Source organism: Microcoleus sp. Pol7_B2, from assembly GCF_036701035.1.
In the GTDB taxonomy this organism is placed as follows: domain Bacteria; phylum Cyanobacteriota; class Cyanobacteriia; order Cyanobacteriales; family Microcoleaceae; genus Microcoleus.
Map to the genome: position 1 here is coordinate 15,381 of NZ_JAUBQB010000030.1, position 16,771 is coordinate 32,151.

10 protein-coding genes are annotated in these 16,771 nt (G+C 45.6%); 2 read left to right on the top strand and 8 right to left on the bottom strand.

Annotated elements, in window-relative coordinates; all coding sequences use genetic code 11:
- Positions 1–105: 105 nt before the first annotated feature.
- The 8 genes from QUA57_RS13695 to QUA57_RS13730 form a co-directional block, all read right to left on the bottom strand.
- Positions 106–1,791: a glycosyltransferase family 39 protein gene (locus QUA57_RS13695; RefSeq protein ID WP_333061529.1), complete on the bottom strand. Its 1,686-nt coding sequence runs from the start codon at positions 1,789–1,791 to the stop codon at positions 106–108.
- Between the two features lie 21 nt (positions 1,792–1,812).
- A complete protein-coding gene (locus tag QUA57_RS13700; RefSeq protein ID WP_333061528.1) occupies positions 1,813–3,429 on the bottom strand; it encodes a glycosyltransferase family 39 protein in 1,617 nt (538 codons plus the stop codon).
- 120 nt (positions 3,430–3,549) lie between these two features.
- Positions 3,550–6,525 (bottom strand): L-glutamate gamma-semialdehyde dehydrogenase, encoded by a 2,976-nt coding sequence (gene pruA, locus QUA57_RS13705; protein ID WP_333061525.1) that lies wholly within the window; start codon positions 6,523–6,525, stop codon positions 3,550–3,552.
- Positions 6,526–6,609: 84 nt separating this feature from the next.
- Positions 6,610–7,539, bottom strand: coding sequence for a hypothetical protein (locus QUA57_RS13710; RefSeq protein WP_333061522.1), 930 nt, complete (start codon positions 7,537–7,539; stop codon positions 6,610–6,612).
- Between the two features lie 190 nt (positions 7,540–7,729).
- Complete coding sequence (locus QUA57_RS13715; RefSeq protein ID WP_333061521.1) at positions 7,730–10,441, bottom strand: protein-arginine deiminase family protein; 2,712 nt, start codon at positions 10,439–10,441, stop codon at positions 7,730–7,732.
- Positions 10,442–10,855: 414 nt separating this feature from the next.
- Positions 10,856–12,265 carry an NAD(P)(+) transhydrogenase (Re/Si-specific) subunit beta gene (locus QUA57_RS13720; protein WP_333061519.1) on the bottom strand — a complete coding sequence of 470 codons (1,410 nt, stop codon included), beginning with the start codon at positions 12,263–12,265 and terminating at the stop codon, positions 10,856–10,858.
- Positions 12,262–12,555 (bottom strand): NAD(P) transhydrogenase subunit alpha, encoded by a 294-nt coding sequence (locus QUA57_RS13725; protein ID WP_006633295.1) that lies wholly within the window; start codon positions 12,553–12,555, stop codon positions 12,262–12,264. The genes QUA57_RS13720 and QUA57_RS13725 overlap by 4 nt, the downstream gene beginning before the upstream one ends.
- A 292-nt stretch (positions 12,556–12,847) precedes the next feature.
- Positions 12,848–13,996 carry a Re/Si-specific NAD(P)(+) transhydrogenase subunit alpha gene (locus QUA57_RS13730; RefSeq protein WP_333061518.1) on the bottom strand — a complete coding sequence of 383 codons (1,149 nt, stop codon included), beginning with the start codon at positions 13,994–13,996 and terminating at the stop codon, positions 12,848–12,850.
- Positions 13,997–14,444: 448 nt separating this feature from the next.
- On the opposite strand from QUA57_RS13730, the gene QUA57_RS13735 reads away from it, so the two are divergent.
- Both QUA57_RS13735 and QUA57_RS13740 read left to right on the top strand, forming a co-directional pair.
- The gene (locus QUA57_RS13735) at positions 14,445–14,957 is read left to right on the top strand and encodes a DUF2808 domain-containing protein (protein ID WP_333061516.1); all 513 of its coding nucleotides are present in this window, start codon (positions 14,445–14,447) and stop codon (positions 14,955–14,957) included.
- Positions 14,958–15,245: 288 nt separating this feature from the next.
- The gene (locus QUA57_RS13740; protein ID WP_333061513.1) at positions 15,246–16,517 is read left to right on the top strand and encodes an MFS transporter; all 1,272 of its coding nucleotides are present in this window, start codon (positions 15,246–15,248) and stop codon (positions 16,515–16,517) included.
- The last annotated feature ends 254 nt before the right edge of the window (positions 16,518–16,771 follow it).

Genomic DNA, 16,771 nt, shown 5'->3' on the forward strand with positions numbered 1-16,771 from the left:
CTTGCGACATAGTTCCAAAAATACCGCTTATGGTCAGTATGTCGCAGTGAATAAGACATTTATTTTTTGGCAGCAAACCCGTGTTTTTTGCCTTAATGTTTTAGATTATTTTTTGGTAATTTTCCACAGATTAAGCTCGACATTAGGGTCAGCCGGATCTATTTGATAGTTTTGTTGCTGAATTGCCGATCGCAAAGTAGGGGACGGTCTGTATAAAAACAACTCACTGAAACCGCCGGGAATTTGCGGGGGTTGGGGTTTTTTCTTTGCCAATTCTCGATTTTTGTAGCAAGAAGTGTAACAGCGAGGTTCTATTAGCAGTTGGACTTTGGGTTGCAGGTGATAACTTAAAGGCATGATGTATGCAATGTTGGTATCGCTGATTATCAGGGGATTGCTGGCAGAATTGACAGTCGCGGCTACTTCCAAGGCACGCAACCAACCGCTACCTTTATTCCACCAAATATCTGCTTGAGAACTAACTCCACCGGATACAATACCTGCGAAAAAAACTCCAACTATAACTATTTTCCAGAGTTTTTGCTGTTTTAAGTTCTCCAAATTGTTACTAATTTTCGCAGACATCAGGTAAGCCACTGCTAGGTGAATTCCCACATAACAAGGAACTAAATATCGCGGATTTGCTGAGCGCCTTCCACCCTTGATTAGATCAGGTACTGCTAAAAACAAAGCAGTTGTTGCAATTAATAACAATACAATCAACCACACTCGCTTTGGTGTTTGTCGGCATAGATAATAAAGGGCATAGCCGACTAAAGCTAGAACCATGATTCCAACTGGAATTACCAAGGCTAGTTGTGTAGCGTTGGCAGTTCCATCAATGCCAATATCAAAAAATGCTATGGTGATGGAACCAACCCACCTGCTGACTAATCTTAAGAAATTTGTTTGTTCTGCCCATACAGTTGTGCTTCTAACTTGATTGAAGTTTTCTACAGTATTTACGAGGGAAGGCATGAAGCAGATCAAAGCGATTAAAGCTGCTACATAATAGGAAATGAATGTTTTCACATCGCGCCAGTTGGCAATAACTGCGACGTAGATTGCGTGGGCGGCAGCGACGCAGACAAATAACAAGTGGGTGTACAATCCCAGTGTTGCTGTGCCTGCATAAAGCGCCCAGGAAAGAACGACGGCGACAGCATTTTGATTTTCGTCAGAGCGCATTGCTCGCAGCAAGGCTGCACTAGATAAAATAGTAGTTAATGTCCACAAACTGTACTGTCTTGCTTCTTGGGCAAATATGATGTGGTAGGGAGAAATGGCGAAAATTGCGATCGCCATCCACGCTACGGCTGAAGATTCAAATAACTCCCAAGCCAGCCAATAAATTGCGGGAAATACTAGCAGGCTAATCACGGCGGCCAAACTTCTCATTACGGCAATGGAACTGCCGAACCATTGCGCCCAATATCGCGCTAGTACATAATACAGAGGCGGGTGTTGGGGGTCTTCTGTTGCTAAAGAATTCAGGGTATCCCTTAAAGTTTTTTCGGAATTTATCTGCTGATATTTTTGTAAATCCGCAGGCGAGGTTATGTTCTGGTAGGAAATTTGTTTGATTATTTCGGCTTCAGTGTAGCCAGAAACTCTCAAAGAAGTATATGTTTCGTCGATCCAGTAAAATTTGCGATCGAGATTGGCGAAGCGAAATAAAATACCTATGACTAATACGGCGATAATAAAAAATCGCAGCCACTTGTCAAGTGAAGGGTTATGAGAATTTAGTCGATCGCAATTTTTCGGAAATTCCATTTTAAACAAGCTCACCTGCTTTTGCTATATAAAACATCATTTGTTGACTATTTTGCCTAGGATAATTTCGTCATTTTCCGCATAGATTGTTTGTATTTTATATTGATTACTTTTGGCAATTTTTGTCTTTAATTCGCGAGAAATACTGTACAAAAAAATCTCGTTAAAATTCTCCGGAATTTCAACATTATTTTTAGGTGGCATTAGTAATAATTTAGCTTTGGGATCGAGTTGGTGACTCATACCGAGTAAATTGCCGATATCCCATACAATATACTCTGAAAAGTCTGTTATGATTAATGGCTTAGAAGCTGAGTTGACTGTACGGGCGATCGAAACGTTAAGAAGAGAGCCAGATTTATTCCACCAATTATCTGCTGACACATAGAGGCAGCAAGACGCAATTCCCATTGAGAGCAGAACAACGAGAGCTAATCTCCACAGCTTTTGTAATTGAGCTGTAACTTGAACTTGAGTAAACAAATAAGCCACAGATATCTGGATTCCTAAATAACAGGGAATCATGTAACGAGTGTTGACAGATCGAATCCCTCCCCTAATTAAGTCCGCTGGTAATAAAAATCCTACTATCACGAACGTTAATGTCACAACAAACAACCAAACTCGCATTTCCGTTTTACATACAAGTAAATAAAAAGAATACCCTACCATTATTAAAATCATTAAAATAACTGGCAGAGTAGATATCAAATATGGTCGTGACAAATTCCAGTAAAATCCCACATCAAAAAATTGATTGCTAATGTTCAATAGCCAACTTTTTATCAATTCTGAAACAGGTCTTCTCAGAGACAGCCAGGATGTTTTATCAGTGGCATTGCCCGAATTTTTTATAAAAGCTATAATCCAAGGAGACAGAGCAATCAATCCTGTTATTGATGCTAGCAAATAGCCAATTACCGTCTTGTTAAACCGAAATTTTTCGATAACTAATACATAGATTCCATGTCCTATTGCAACTATTCCAAATAAGAGGTGAGAATAAAATCCAACTACTAATGTTACACCATAAATTGCCCAACTACTATTAGTTTTTAGGCGCATTGCTCGTAGCAAGACCGCGCTTGACATTAAAATTAACATGACAAACAAGCTGTAAGGTCGAGCTTCCTGAGCATAAACTACCTGAAAAGGCGATACAGCTATTATGGCAACTGCTAACCAAGCTGTCACCGATGACTCAAATAATTCTAAGCATAGCCAATACATACAAGGTAATGCCAGCACGCTAAAAACCGCCGACAAACTTCTAGTTACTGCGATTGAATCTCCAAACAGTTGCACCCAGAATCTCACTGCTACAAAGTACAGGGGAGTAAGTTGAGACTCTTCTAATGCCAATCCTTTTACGGTGTCAAAAACGCTTTTCTTTGTATTTATTCGCTGGTACTTTTGTAGAGTTTTTATTTCCTTGATTTTACCGTCACCAAACTCTTGAATAAATTCAGATTCTGTATAACCCGAAATCCGCAGTGAAGTGTAACCTTCGTCTAGCCAGTAAACTTTTTTTTCGAGATTGGCGAAACGAAAAAATATACCCAGGACTAATATAACTATCATTAAAACTCTCATCCACTTGCCAAGTGAAGGATGGTGATAATTTAGCCTAGCACCATTTTTTGTATATTCCATTTTAAATAAATTCAATTATAACAACAGAATAGCCCAGCCCCGACTTCTTTGAACCAAGATAGCATATACCCGACTTCTTAAAGAAGTCGGGTATCAAATCTTAATCAAACGAATTTAAGATTAATCATCTACTCCTTCAATCGGCGCAAAACCTTGCCTCTGAATATTTTCGGTTATGGTGCGGGGTTCGAGGAATTGCAGCAAATAATCCGGGCCACCCGCTTTAGAACCAACCCCCGAAAGTTTGAATCCTCCGAAAGGTTGCCGCGATACCACAGCGCCGGTAATTCCGCGATTGATGTACAGGTTTCCAACTTCAAAATCCGATGCTGCTCGATCGATATGCGAAGGCGTGCGAGAATACAATCCCCCGGTTAAAGCAAAATTTGTACCGTTAGCAATAACAATCGCTTCGCTGAAATTTTTTGCCCGCATCACCGACAAAACTGGGCCGAAAATTTCTTCTTGGGCGATAGTTGCTGTCGGGGATACTTCCGTAACAATGACTGGGCCGACAAAATAACCGGTTTCCGGTGCCGGCATTTCTAAAGCTATTTTAGCTTCGGCGCGACCTTTTTCGATGTATTCGCGGATGCGCGACTGGGCATTTGCATCGATCACAGGGCCGACTTGAGTGCCGGGATTTTCTGCAGGGCCGACATTGAGCGATCGCGTCGCTTCTACCAATCTTGCCACAAAATTATCGTACACCGATTCGACTACAATTACTCGCGAACAAGCGGAACATTTTTGGCCGCTATAGCCAAATGCCGAATAAACTACGCCTGCAACTGCTTGGTCTAAATCTGCACTTTCATCGACAATAATTGCATTCTTGCCGCCCATTTCCGCAATTACTCGTTTCAGGTGTTTTTGTCCCGGCTGTAAAATCGCAGCATCGGCATAAATCTGACAACCCACTTCCTGAGAACCGGTGAAAGTAATCATGTGAACGTCGGGATGTTTCACCATGTAAGCGCCGACGGTTGAACCTTTGCAAGGCACGTATTGAAATACGCCTTTGGGAATGCCAGCTTCTAGCAAAATTTCTGTGATTTTTGCTGCGATTACTGAGGAAACTTCCGCAGGTTTGAGTAAAGTACAATTACCTGCCACCAGCGATGCAACTGTCATGCCAACGGGAATTGCGAGGGGGAAATTCCAAGGCGAAATGATTAAAGAAATGCCGCGCGGCTGATAGGTGTAGCGGTTAGTTTCTCCGGGAATGTCGTAATTTTTCCCTTGTTCTAACCGTTCCATTTCGTCGGCGTAGTAGCGGCAAAAATCTATAGCTTCAGAAACTTCGGCATCGCATTCTCTGACGGGTTTGCCGACTTCAAATACCATCCAAGCTGACAGTTCGTGCCGCCGCTGTTCCATCAACTCAGCGGCTTTGCGGAGGACGCCGGCGCGCTGGCGAACGTGGGTTTTCCGCCAACTGGTGGAGGCTGCTTTTGCTGCTTCCAGGGCTTGTTTAGCCTGTTCTTCGGAAAGCAATCCGATGGTGCCAACTACTTCTGTGGGATTGGAAGGGTTGAGGGAATTAACTGTTGCTTCAGTATTTTGGTACTCGCCATTAATTAGGGGTAAATAGGTTTTACCTAAGTTAGCCCGCACTGATTTGATCGCTGTTTCTGCTTGTTGCCGCAATTTGGTATTGGCGTAGTCGGTATCGGCAACGTTGGGAAATACTTTGCTGTAAACTAGCTGGTCATTTCCGTTAGCAACTGGCGCGGCTAACAATTGTTCGATGGGCATTTCTTCGGAACTCTGCCGGATGAAAGAACTGTTGGCGGTATTTTCCAGCAAACGGCGGATCAAATAAGCCATTCCCGGCAATAAGTCACCGTAGGGGCAGTAGACTCGAACGCGATAACCCCGATCGACCAAAAGCTTAGCCAATTTGTCGCCCATGCCATACAGTACCTGCATTTCAAAGCGGCGGCGCGGTATATTGAGAGTTTCGGCAATGGCGATCGCCCTCGCTTGCGATCGTACATTATGACTGCCAATAGCTGCATACAAATATTCGTGATTTTCTAGCAGCAACTGCGTCATCTGCTCGAAATTTGCATCGGTCGTAACTTTGTCATTGTAGACCGGCTGCGGCCAATCTTTCTGCATCGCTTTGATAGTTTCCTGATCCCAGTAAGCGCCTTTTACCAGCCGCACTGTTACCGGATTTCCGCGTTTTTTTGCCCAGGAAATCAGGTTTCGCAAATCTTGGGCACTGTCGCGCAAATATGCTTGCAATGTAATTCCAATATCCGTGCGACTGCGAAACTCTTCCTCTAACAATAAGTCTTTGAGAATTGTTAGAGTTAAACTTTTGTAAGCATACTGTTCCATATCGAAATGAACAGCAGCTCCCAACTCCTTCGCGCGGCGCAGTAAAATGCGAATTCTCTCGCTTACTTTCTCCTCGCTACCTTTAGCATCCAACGGGTCAAACTGAGAATAAAAAGCCGTTAACTTTACCGATACTTGCACTCGCGGCAGAGTTTCGCCGTCAGCTTTGTCAATTGCATCTACTTGTGGCCAATTCTTCGCTGCATTCGCGAGTTCCTCCATCAATTCCAAATAGCGGTTAAGATAAATTTGCGCCTCAGCTTCAGTGATGACAGCTTCCCCCAAAAGGTCAACTGTAAAACCCATTTTATCTTTGCGAAGCCGCTCTAAGGTTTTAATTACCTGCTTGATATTTTCCCCAGAAATATACTTGTGCGCCAAAGTTTCCACAGCAGGCGCAACCGTCGTCGCCGCCAATTGACCCGGAACCGAATCAGGGCTAGCAAAGTTGAGCAATTTTTTCAATGCTTCCGGCAATTCTACCTCTTGGGCGGTCAAGTATTCTTGCAAGTGGCGGGCAATTTCCGGCCTGCTGCGGAGGGCCGGCAAACAGTCAATAAATCGAAACAACTGCACCCGCAGTCCGGGGCTGGCCATCGCCCAATCCATGAGTTTGTCGTCCCAGCGCATTTGGTCTTGGAGTTGACCGAAAAAAGAGCGCTTTTTCTCTTGAGTTGCCCGCAATATTTCTTTGGCAATTTCTTGAGTTTTTTCTTCGTAGATGTTTTCAGATACTTGTGCGATCATTGGTAATAAGTAATTTGTAATTTGTAATTAGCTACAGGGGGACTTTATGTATTTTGTAAATACCCCCTGATACAATTATAGTTGCTATTTGACTTCAATTTTTACTTGGTAGTTTGCTTGGCGATCGCCTGAAATTTCAATAGTATAATCGCCGCTACTGGCTAGTTGACCTTGCCACTGACCTGTGCTGTCAGCAGTACCTAAATTTTCACCGTTAGGAGCAATAATTGCGGCGCTAACTTGACCTTCTTGAACATTTATTGTCATGCTTTGGCCGCTATTACACTCCAGTAAGTAGCGCCTGGATATGTTGGCTCGCAAACTATTGCTCAGAGTAGTTCCCGTAGCACCGGCTTGAAAGTAAACTCGCTCGGTTACAGGGGTTTCAACCGCAGCGGGAGTTGGAGTTGGAGTTGGAGAAGGCAACGGCGACGCCGAGGGTGACGGCGAAGCAAGTTGGGGAACGCCAGACACAGAGGGTACTTGAGTGGGACGGGGCGACGGATAGATTGTGGCGGGCAGTCGAGTTCCAGGTGCTGGGGGAAGTCCGGGCCGGCGGCTGGCGGGCGCTGTTGCGACAGGCGGAGGGCTTTCGGGGAGGGGTACGTCAGCGGGTAGTTTGATTTGCAGGTTCGCTCTTTCCTGATACATTCTCCACGCTATCAAACTGCCGAGACTAAGGACGGAACCGACTAACATTCCGCTGAGAAAAACTGCTAAGATTTGCCAGGATCGAGCTGGTTTTGGTTCGGGCTTGGCAGTTGGAATTGTTGGAGGCGGATAACTTGCAAGTTGAGTTGTTGCCGGCGCGCTATCGGCGGCAATTGGAATTGTTTCGGCCTCGTCGATTGGCGCTGAAATATCTTTGGGCGCGACAATTTCTGCGGGAGTTTCTAGGGGTGCGGAAGTTGAATCGCCACTGGCAATTTCACTGCGATCGAACTCATCACTGGCAGTGGAAATTGTTTCCGGTTGCTGAGTCAAAATTTGTTTTTTTTCCTGTTCGTCGCTCATGGGGCTAAATTTATTTTACAAAGACCGCTTTTAGACATTTTACGTTACTGGTGCGATCGCCTGCACTGAACAACTACGGCAATGCTCTTGACAAATTGCCGTCCGTGTCTATCGAGAAATCTATCTGCTGGGGCGATCGCAATTTACCAATTTTCTGTAAATATTGAGTACAAATTGCGATCGCAAATTACTACTGGGCTCCATTATTAGGCAAAGACTGCCAAAAAGGCCGGTCTTCTGGCTTCCTCACAGTATTAGTCGCCGACTGCACGTTTCCTTTCAATTCTTGATAATATCTGTCATCCAGGAAACTAACGCTGACGCCAGCAGGAAGCAGCAGTTGGCGCAATCTTTCCTGAGTGTAATCTACACCCTCAATCATTGGCCCGCGCGGATTTGAAACTAACAACTTGCCGTTAACTGGCACCGAATTGACCATATTTGGCCACCAAGCATAACCGCTGTAGCCAAACATCACCGGAACTTGAATAATTTGGTCGTCTCGGAGTAAAAATTCTCTTTTCAACTTCTCTATAATCGGATTAAGTTTCTGATTTTGCAAATAGAGATTGTGTTGAATTAAAGCGCGATTTTGCAAGGCGGCGCTGACAGTTGTTTGAGTGCTCAAACCGCGATTGATCGTCACATCGCCGTAACCTCTTCCCTGCAATTCTTCCAACAGCTTAACTCCGGCTTCGGGACTGGCGATCGCCATTACATATTGTCCGGGAGTTTGAGTGGGAATAAAATTGATAATTTCATCGACTTGGCGAGTCAGAAGCCAAGAAGTATCAATATCCACCGGCGGCCCTTGAATTCGCTGAGCTTGAATAAAATCAAGTACCTCTGGATTAAAACTAGCATTTCCCGAATTCCCGTAATAAACCCGACCCATTGGGTGTCCCGGAATCGGCGGTGTCACCTGCAAATTGCCGTATCCGTCAGACCACTGACTTACAGGGTCTAAAGAACGAGGATTGCCAATTTTAACTACTTTCAAATCCCGGTTTTGAGGTGATTTAACAGGCGGGTTTTTCTCTGGCTCGCTATTGCTTTTTAGGGCTACATTAAACAGGCGTACATCCGATTTTTCGGGCAATTGAACGTAGCCGTTTTTCTGGGTATCTTGCATCCAAGTGCGATCGCCCTGGAGAATTTTTACTTTAGCGCCCGTGGGTTCTACCGCTTTTTTTAGTTGCGAGATAAATTCGCTGTTTACCGAGCCTCTGTCGCTGACCTGCACTTCGGTTACTGGTGCTGTATTTGGCGGTATCATCCAAGGACTAACGCCCATTTGGATTGTTGTGGAGGCGATTTCTTGACCGTTGTTTTGGGCAGTTGCTTTGAGATTAACAGTGCCCTTCCAATTGCGATCGGCAAATTGTTTTGCTTCGACACCTAAAACAATATTCGTGCTGAAAACTAGAGGTTTAGCACCGGATATATCTACAGGTTGCCAGCCGTCGCCCGTCTTCTGAAAAACGCTGATGTGAGGACTAGCAATGCTGTCAGCAGTGATAAATAACTGAGAGGTTTTGAAGTTTTCAGACAGTGTTAAGTTAACTTGAGAAAGCATTGCTGCACGGCGGGGAGCGCTAACTTTGGTTTGTTTCCAAGTCGGTATCTTGCCGCGCTCATTATTGCGATCGTTAAATAAAATTAGCGCGCCCTTGGACAAAGACCATTGTTCTTTTCCCGCTTCGTCTTGCTCGTTAATTTGGCCATCTCTGTTGGTATCTCCAGCAAAGAAAAAGTTCGGCGCCGACGACGCAGCAGGCGTAACTGGGGCGGGAGTTGCTGTTGCAGTTGATTCAGGAGTTGGTTGAGAAGTTGCTTGCTGATTTCTCTCTAGTTCTTGCCTTTCAAGTTCTTGTCTGGCTAATTCTTGTCTGGCTAACTCTTGCCTTTCAAGTTCTTGTCTGGCTAACTCTTGCTTTTCAAGTTCTTGTCTTTCCTGTTCTTGTCTGGCTAACTCTTGCTTTTCAAGTTCTTGCCTTTCCTGTTCTTTTCTGGCTGCTTCTTGCCTTTCAAGTTCTTTTCTGGCTAATTCTTGCTTTTCAAACTCTTGCCTTTCAAGTTCTTTTCTGGCTAATTCTTGCTTTTCAAACTCTTGCCTTTCAAGTTCCTTCCTGGCTAATTCTTGCCTTTCAAACTCTTTCCTGGCTAATTCTTGCCTTTGGAATTCTTGTCTTTCTAGTTCTTTTCTAGCCCGGTCTTTTTTCTCTTGCTCTTTTCTCTCTATTTCTCTACGAGCAAATTCTTTTTTCTCTTGCTCTTTGCGGGCTCGCTCTCTTATCTCTTCTTCCTCAGCTCTAACTTTCTCAACAGAACGTGCAACTTGCATTTCATAGGTAGCGACACTGAGGTTTCCTTGATATTCGATGGTTTTGTCGATCGCCCCATCAGCCAAAAAAGAATCGTGAGGAATGAGTCGCAGCGTATTGATAGCCAACTGCCACAGCCGCTGGGACTGTTCCCAAGTAGCAGAAGAAGGATTAGAAGTGCGTCCAATTAAGACTGCTTGGGCGGCTAATTTAGCAGCATCGTCCCAATTATATTTGGCTCTTTCTTCTATTTGAATCTGACTTTGAACATTTTGGAGTTGCTGCGTCAGAGTTTGAGATTGCTGACGGTGGATTGCTGATTTCCAAAGTTCTGCCGGAAACGGGGCGCTGTCGGGAGTTTTGGCAAGGTTATCTAATTGTACTTTCAGCCGATCGCGCAATTTGTAGAGTTCGGAAAGGGATTGCGGAGTTTCGGCCTCTGGCTGTCGCGCAGAGAGTGCGAGTTGGTAGTTTAGGGAAGGTTGAGCCACTGTTGTGGGGACTGCAACCCAAATAACACCGATGACGACACCGAAACCATTGACGATCGCGATCGCAATATATCGAACCCAGCGCATATAGTTTATCCTCAGACACGCCAATAATTTTACCTAATCTTGGGAACAATGGGGGATTTAATTATAAGAACTTACGAATGAGGGCCCCGAAAACAGGTTTTTTACGAAAAGATGCGTTCTTACCCACAGATTAGGTAAGAAACCCGGTTTCTTTGTCGGAGTCCGTAGGTCTTGTTAAGGCAAATTCGTGCCATGTTTTAAGCACCCTCATTTTCTTTAATAGTTGCTTCAATTTCGTCTCGGTAAGCCTCGGCCTCAGGCCACGGATTTACCAAATCAACGACAACGAAATCTCTCTCGCTTGATACTAAAGAATATTGAAATCAAAACAAAAACCCAACAAAAACCCGGTTTCTTGGAGAAACCGGGTTTGATCTTCCGCGTTAATCCGCGTTCATCTGCGGTTAAAAAATCCTACAATTGCTTCACCTCAGAAACCAATTTGGCAACCACATCCTTAGCGCTACCAAACAACATCATCGTCTTATCCTTGTAGAACAACTCATTATCTACACCAGAAAAACCAGCACTCATCCCGCGCTTAATCACGATCGTATGCTTAGCCTTATCAACCTCCAAAATCGGCATCCCGTAAATCGGGCTCGCCGTATCGTGGCGCGCCGCCGGATTCACCACATCGTTAGCCCCGATTACCAAAGCAACATCCGTCTCGTCAAACTGCGGATTGATATCGTCCATATCGTACAACTGCGGATAAGGCACGTTTGCTTCCGCCAACAGCACATTCATGTGCCCCGGCATCCGCCCAGCCACCGGGTGAATCGCGTATTTCACGTCAACACCCATTTTTTCCAAACCGTCGGCTAACTCGCGCACCGCGTGCTGTGCTTGCGCTACAGCCATCCCGTAACCCGGAATAATTACAACCGATCGCGCATAACCCAACATCATCGCACTTTCTTCGAGATTGATGCTGCGAACAGTTTTGTCAGTAACACCAGCAGCCCCAGCAGCACCCGCAGCACTACCGCCACCGCTACCAAAGGCGCTAAACAGCACACTAGAAAGGGATCGATTCATCCCCTTGCACATGATTTGCGTCAAAATAATCCCAGACGCGCCCACCAATGCACCAGCGATAATCAGCATATTGTTCATCAAAATGAACCCAGCCACACTCGCCGCAATCCCCGAATAAGAGTTAAGCAGCGACACCACCACCGGCATATCGCCACCGCCAATCGGTAGCACAAACATGATGCCCAGAATATTGGAAATCGCCACCAAAGCCAGGAATACCGGCACATTCTCCGGGTTAAACAGCATATAACCGCTGCCGGCTAAAAGTGCGATCGCCAGCATGGCATTAAACGGCTGTTGCAGCGGAAACGTCATGGGCGCACCAGGTAGCAATTCTTGCAGTTTCGCAAACGCCACAAGGCTACCAGTGAAAGTAATTCCGCCAATCAACACGCCCAAAAGGATCGTGATTGTCGCGTCTGGAGTTGGCGATTCCGGGATGCTGAGATAGCGCCAGAATTCGCCCACAGCAACGAGTGCAGAAGCCGCGCCCCCGAAACCGTTAAGCAAACCCACCATCTGCGGCATATCCGTCATCGCCACAGTATTCGCCATAATTGTTCCCAAAATGGAACCGACGATAATTCCGACAGCAATCAATTCGTAGCTGACTACTTGCTTTTCCAGCAACGTACCGACGATCGCAATTAACATCCCGATCGCAGCTAACACATTCCCTTGACGGGCAGTTGCAGGGGAACCCAACTGTTTCAAACCGATAATAAACAAAGATGCGGCAACTAAATAACCTAGTTGAATGCCACTGGGCAGAAAATCGCTCACGCTTTAACCTCTTTTTTCTTGAACATTTGCAGCATTCGATCGGTTACTAAGAAACCGCCGACAACGTTAATTGTGGCCAGGGCGATCGCGATCGTCCCCAAAATCGAAGTAACAGTCACATTGCCTTGGCCTGAAATCAGAATTGCACCTAAAACCGCAATTCCTGAAATCGCATTCGATCCCGACATCAAAGGTGTGTGCAGCGTCGGCGGGACTTTATTAATTACTTCAAATCCCACAAACGACGCTAGAGTAAACACCACTAAACCTGCAATCAATCCTTCTGCCATAACACTTGGTAATTGGTAATTGGAAATTGGTGTGAAATTAACGCTAAAGTCCTTTATCTCTCTCGTTTGTGGCCGAGTCTCGATCCCCCTAAATCCCCCTTAAGAAGGGGGACTTTGAATACTTCTTGTTCCCCCCTTCTTAAGGGGGGCTAGGGGGGATCTGACCCTAGTCAGCAAACAAAAAAAGCCTTTTCTGGAGATATTTAATCAGTTCTTCAGTCCTCTTGAGAGGACTTTAGCTTTGAGGCAGGGGTTTCAACCCTTGCCGGACTTTGCCTCATAACGACAGAATCTAACTGACTGCTGAAGCCTGAGCTGCCAAAGCATCGCGAACTCGCTGGTTGCTAATTTCACCGTCGCGGGCGACGCAAGCACCAGCAATGATATCGTCTTCAAAATTCAAATTGAGTTCCTTATCTTTCACCATCAACTGAAGTAAAGAGGAGATATTCTTCGAGTAAGTTTCGCTAGCGTGGACAGGCATCGACGAGGGCACATTAATCGGGCCGATGACATTAACGCCGTTCCATTCAACATCTTTCCCCGCTTCAGAACATTCGCAATTGCCGCCTTGTTCCGCCGCGAGGTCAACAATTACCGATCCGGGCTTCATTTGAGAAACCATTTCTCTAGTAACTAAAATAGGTGCTTTTCTGCCAGGAACTTGAGCGGTTGTAATAACTGCATCGGAAGCGCTGACGTGTTGGGTTAGCACTTGGCGGGTGTATTCTTTGGCGGCTTCTGATAATTCTTTAGCGTAACCTCCGGCGGCGACGGTTTCTTCCTTGAGTTCAACATCAAGAAATTTAGCGCCCAAACTTTGCACTTGTTCTTTTGTTTCTGGGCGGATGTCGAAGGCTTCGACTAACGCACCCAAACGGCGCGCCGTGGCGATCGCCTGCAAGCCAGCAACGCCCACACCCATTACCAATACTTTCGCGGGGCGAATCGTACCCGCCGCCGTTGTCAGCATCGGAAAATACTTTGGCAAAGCTGCGGCTGCGATCAGTACCGCTTTGTAACCGGCAACGTTACCCTGAGATGACAGCGCATCCATGCTTTGAGCGCGGCTGGTGCGCGGGATCATTTCCATGCTGAATGCCGTTACTTTGCGATCGGCTAAACGCTGCACTAAAGCTGGATCTCCCAGAGGATTCAAAAATCCGATGAAAACGCCTCCTTCCCGGAGTTGATGAACTTCTGATTCTTGCAAGGCCCCGATTTTCACGACGACATCGGCTTCGCCCCACAGCCTAGCGGTATCGGCGACAACCTGAGCTCCCGCTTCTTCGTAAGCAAGATCCGAGAAAAAGGATTGTGCGCCGGCACCGGCCTCAACCCAAACTTCGACGCCCTGTTTGACTAATCTGGCTACAGCGTCGGGTACTAAAGCCACCCGGCGTTCCCCTGCTGCTATTTCTTTTGCGATCGCTAATTTCATACACTCTCCTTATTTAAGCCTTCCTAGGACGGTTGAAACCGCGCCTACACAGCAGACAAAACCTGCCTCCGCAGGTTTCTTGAAGTGCGATTTTTAATCGCCCGATGCCTTGCTTTACATTGAAGCAGCCGTTCCCCTAAACTTCTCTCGTTGATACTAAAGCCGATCGCCCAAATTCGACCCGTATCTTTAACTTATCTTATACATTCAAATTCGCTAAACTGTTAAGTTTGCCACCGATTATGATATAATTTTATGTCGCCTACTTCTGTAGTTTGAATGTCTGTTATCAGTATTACGCAAAAATTACGCAAAAAAAAGTGACCTCAGCCGCCGGTCGCTCGCCCTCATCAAATTGCTGAGACATTCGATATTATTGTAGGCACGATCGCAAATTTCGGGCGAGCAATATTTAAGGTTCACCAAGAGTTTAATTAGAGGAGTTGTTATGCGACGATTATTTTCAGCACTAGCGGTTACAGGTTGCTTGGTGGCTGGATTACCCGCCCTCAGTTTAGCCCAGTCCATGCCAGGATTCACGATTTTCGGCGGCCCCGAGCGCGCCAACCAATTAAGCTATCGCTTGGATTACGGTACAGCCGGGATGAGCGGCGATAGATATCGGCTGCGAATTCCTTCCAAAAAAGTAAGTTTGGCGATCGCCCAACTGAACATATCCTATCCAGACTACTACAAAGGCGAATTTGACCAAAAAGACATTAAAGTGCGCGTCAAAGACAAAACAATAGAATTGCAAGAAGTAATCTGGGACAAAGAAAATCGATTCATAGAAATTTATCCCAAAGAACCAATTGCTGCCGGCAACAATGTTGAGGTTGTACTCTCCAACGTTAGAAACCCATCTCCCGGCGGAATGTACCATTTCAATGTCCGCATCCGCACCCCCGGTGACGTTCCCTTGCTGCGTTACCTCGGTACTTGGCTGTTGAGCATTAATTGAGGGAAGGATTCGGGGAAGGAATTTTTCGTTAGTCAAGCGATCGCGACAGAAAAATTAAATGTGGCGATCGTTTTGCTGCGGGCAAAAATTTAACAATACTCAAATCCAGGTTTTCGGGAGTTGAAAAATAGAACTTTCGGCTCATATCGCAATTCTCAATGATTCGTAATAATGAGTCTAGGGGCAGTCCCTCGATGGTTGCCCTTGGCTAATTAGGGGTAGGCCCAAAGGCGCTACCCCTACAAAATGTTTACCAATCAAATAGGATTGCTCTAGCCGTACTCTCGCATGAATCTACTAGCAAAAATCAAAACTATACAAATTCCTCCAGCGCTGCGATCGAGAAATTATCGCCTGTTTTTTGCAGGACAAGGCATCTCCCTAATTGGCAATTGGATGACACAAGTCGCTACTGTTTGGCTTGTCTACAATTTGAGCGATTCACCTTGGATGCTCGGCGTGGTGGGATTTACAAGTCAAATCCCCACATTAATTTTACTGCCTTTTGCAGGAGTTTTAATCGATCGCTGGAACCGCCACCGAGTGATAATTGCCACTCAAATATTAGCGATGGTTCAATCCTTAGGGCTAGCATTTTTAGCGCTAACAGGAGTCGTTAACATTTGGCAGATCCTGGTGCTGAGTTTCTTTCAAGGCGCAATTAACGCCTTTGACGCGCCGGCACGGCAAGCTTTTGTGCCGGAACTTGTAGAAAAGAAAGAAGATTTAGCAAATGCGATCGCCCTCAACGCTTCCATGTTCAACGGCGCCAGATTAATCGGCCCAGCAATTGCAGGTTTGCTGATAGCTACAGTCGGCGCAAGTTATTGCTTTCTCATTGACGGGCTCAGCTACATCGCCGTAATTGCGGGCTTATTAGCGATGCAAATCAAAGCCCGTAAAATTGCCGCAACTAATACCAAACCCTTACAAAGATTAAAAGAAGGATTCGTTTATGCCTTCGGGTTTCCCCCGATTCGAGCAATTTTACTGCTATTAGCCTTAGTAAGTTTTGCCGGAATGTCCCACACAGTATTAGTCCCAATTTTTGCCACCAAGATTCTGCAGGGCGACGCACAAACCCTCGGCTTTTTGATGGCATCTTCGGGAGTTGGCGCCTTCGCGGGCGCGATTTATTTGATTTCTCGCAAAAGTATAGTTGGCCTCGGCAAATTGATTGCGATTTCACCGGCCATTATGGGATTCGGACTGATAGGTTTTGGTTTGTCCCGCGTCTTGTGGCTGTCATTAATCATGATGTTGTTTGTGGGGTTTGGTTTCATTATCCAATTTGCCGGAGGAAACACATTGTTGCAAACAATTGTGGAAGACGACAAACGCGGAAGAGTGATGAGCATATACACGATGGCATTTTTTGGAGTGACACCGTTTGGGAATTTAGTTGCCGGCGGATTGGCCAATTATATCGGCTCTCCCAACACAGTCATCATTGGAGGTATAATTTGTGTTTTAGGCTCCATAGTCTTTACCAAACAGTTGCCTGCTTTAAAAAACTTAGTCCGGCCACTTTATCAAAAAATGGGTTTAATACCGCAGTAGCGATTTAGCCTAAAATCACAAATGCCAACATTAAACAACATTCCCAAAGCTAATATCTGGCTGTCTCTCTAGCAATCCTCAACAATTTGTAAACTTCTCTCTTTCCCTCTTCTCTTCTCTTTCTCTGTGCCCTCTGCGCCCTCTGCGGTTAAAAAATCCAAATTAATTACGCAACCAGAGGTTAAACCAAGCAAATACAAGTGCAATCGAATCTCTCTCAGAGATTCAAGCAGCTTTAGGCGCAACTTTAGAAA

What these genes read in the sequence shown, in the direction of transcription:
- QUA57_RS13700 (WP_333061528.1), bottom strand. Translation starts at nt 3,429, where the DNA reads ATGGAATATACAAAAAATGGTGCTAGGCTAAATTATCACCATCCTTCA.
- pruA (WP_333061525.1), bottom strand. Translation starts at nt 6,525, where the DNA reads ATGATCGCACAAGTATCTGAAAACATCTACGAAGAAAAAACTCAAGAA.
- QUA57_RS13710 (WP_333061522.1), bottom strand. Translation starts at nt 7,539, where the DNA reads ATGAGCGACGAACAGGAAAAAAAACAAATTTTGACTCAGCAACCGGAA.
- QUA57_RS13715 (WP_333061521.1), bottom strand. Translation starts at nt 10,441, where the DNA reads ATGCGCTGGGTTCGATATATTGCGATCGCGATCGTCAATGGTTTCGGT.
- QUA57_RS13725 (WP_006633295.1), bottom strand. Translation starts at nt 12,555, where the DNA reads ATGGCAGAAGGATTGATTGCAGGTTTAGTGGTGTTTACTCTAGCGTCG.
- QUA57_RS13730 (WP_333061518.1), bottom strand. Translation starts at nt 13,996, where the DNA reads ATGAAATTAGCGATCGCAAAAGAAATAGCAGCAGGGGAACGCCGGGTG.
- QUA57_RS13735 (WP_333061516.1), top strand. Translation starts at nt 14,445, where the DNA reads ATGCGACGATTATTTTCAGCACTAGCGGTTACAGGTTGCTTGGTGGCT.
- QUA57_RS13740 (WP_333061513.1), top strand. Translation starts at nt 15,246, where the DNA reads ATGAATCTACTAGCAAAAATCAAAACTATACAAATTCCTCCAGCGCTG.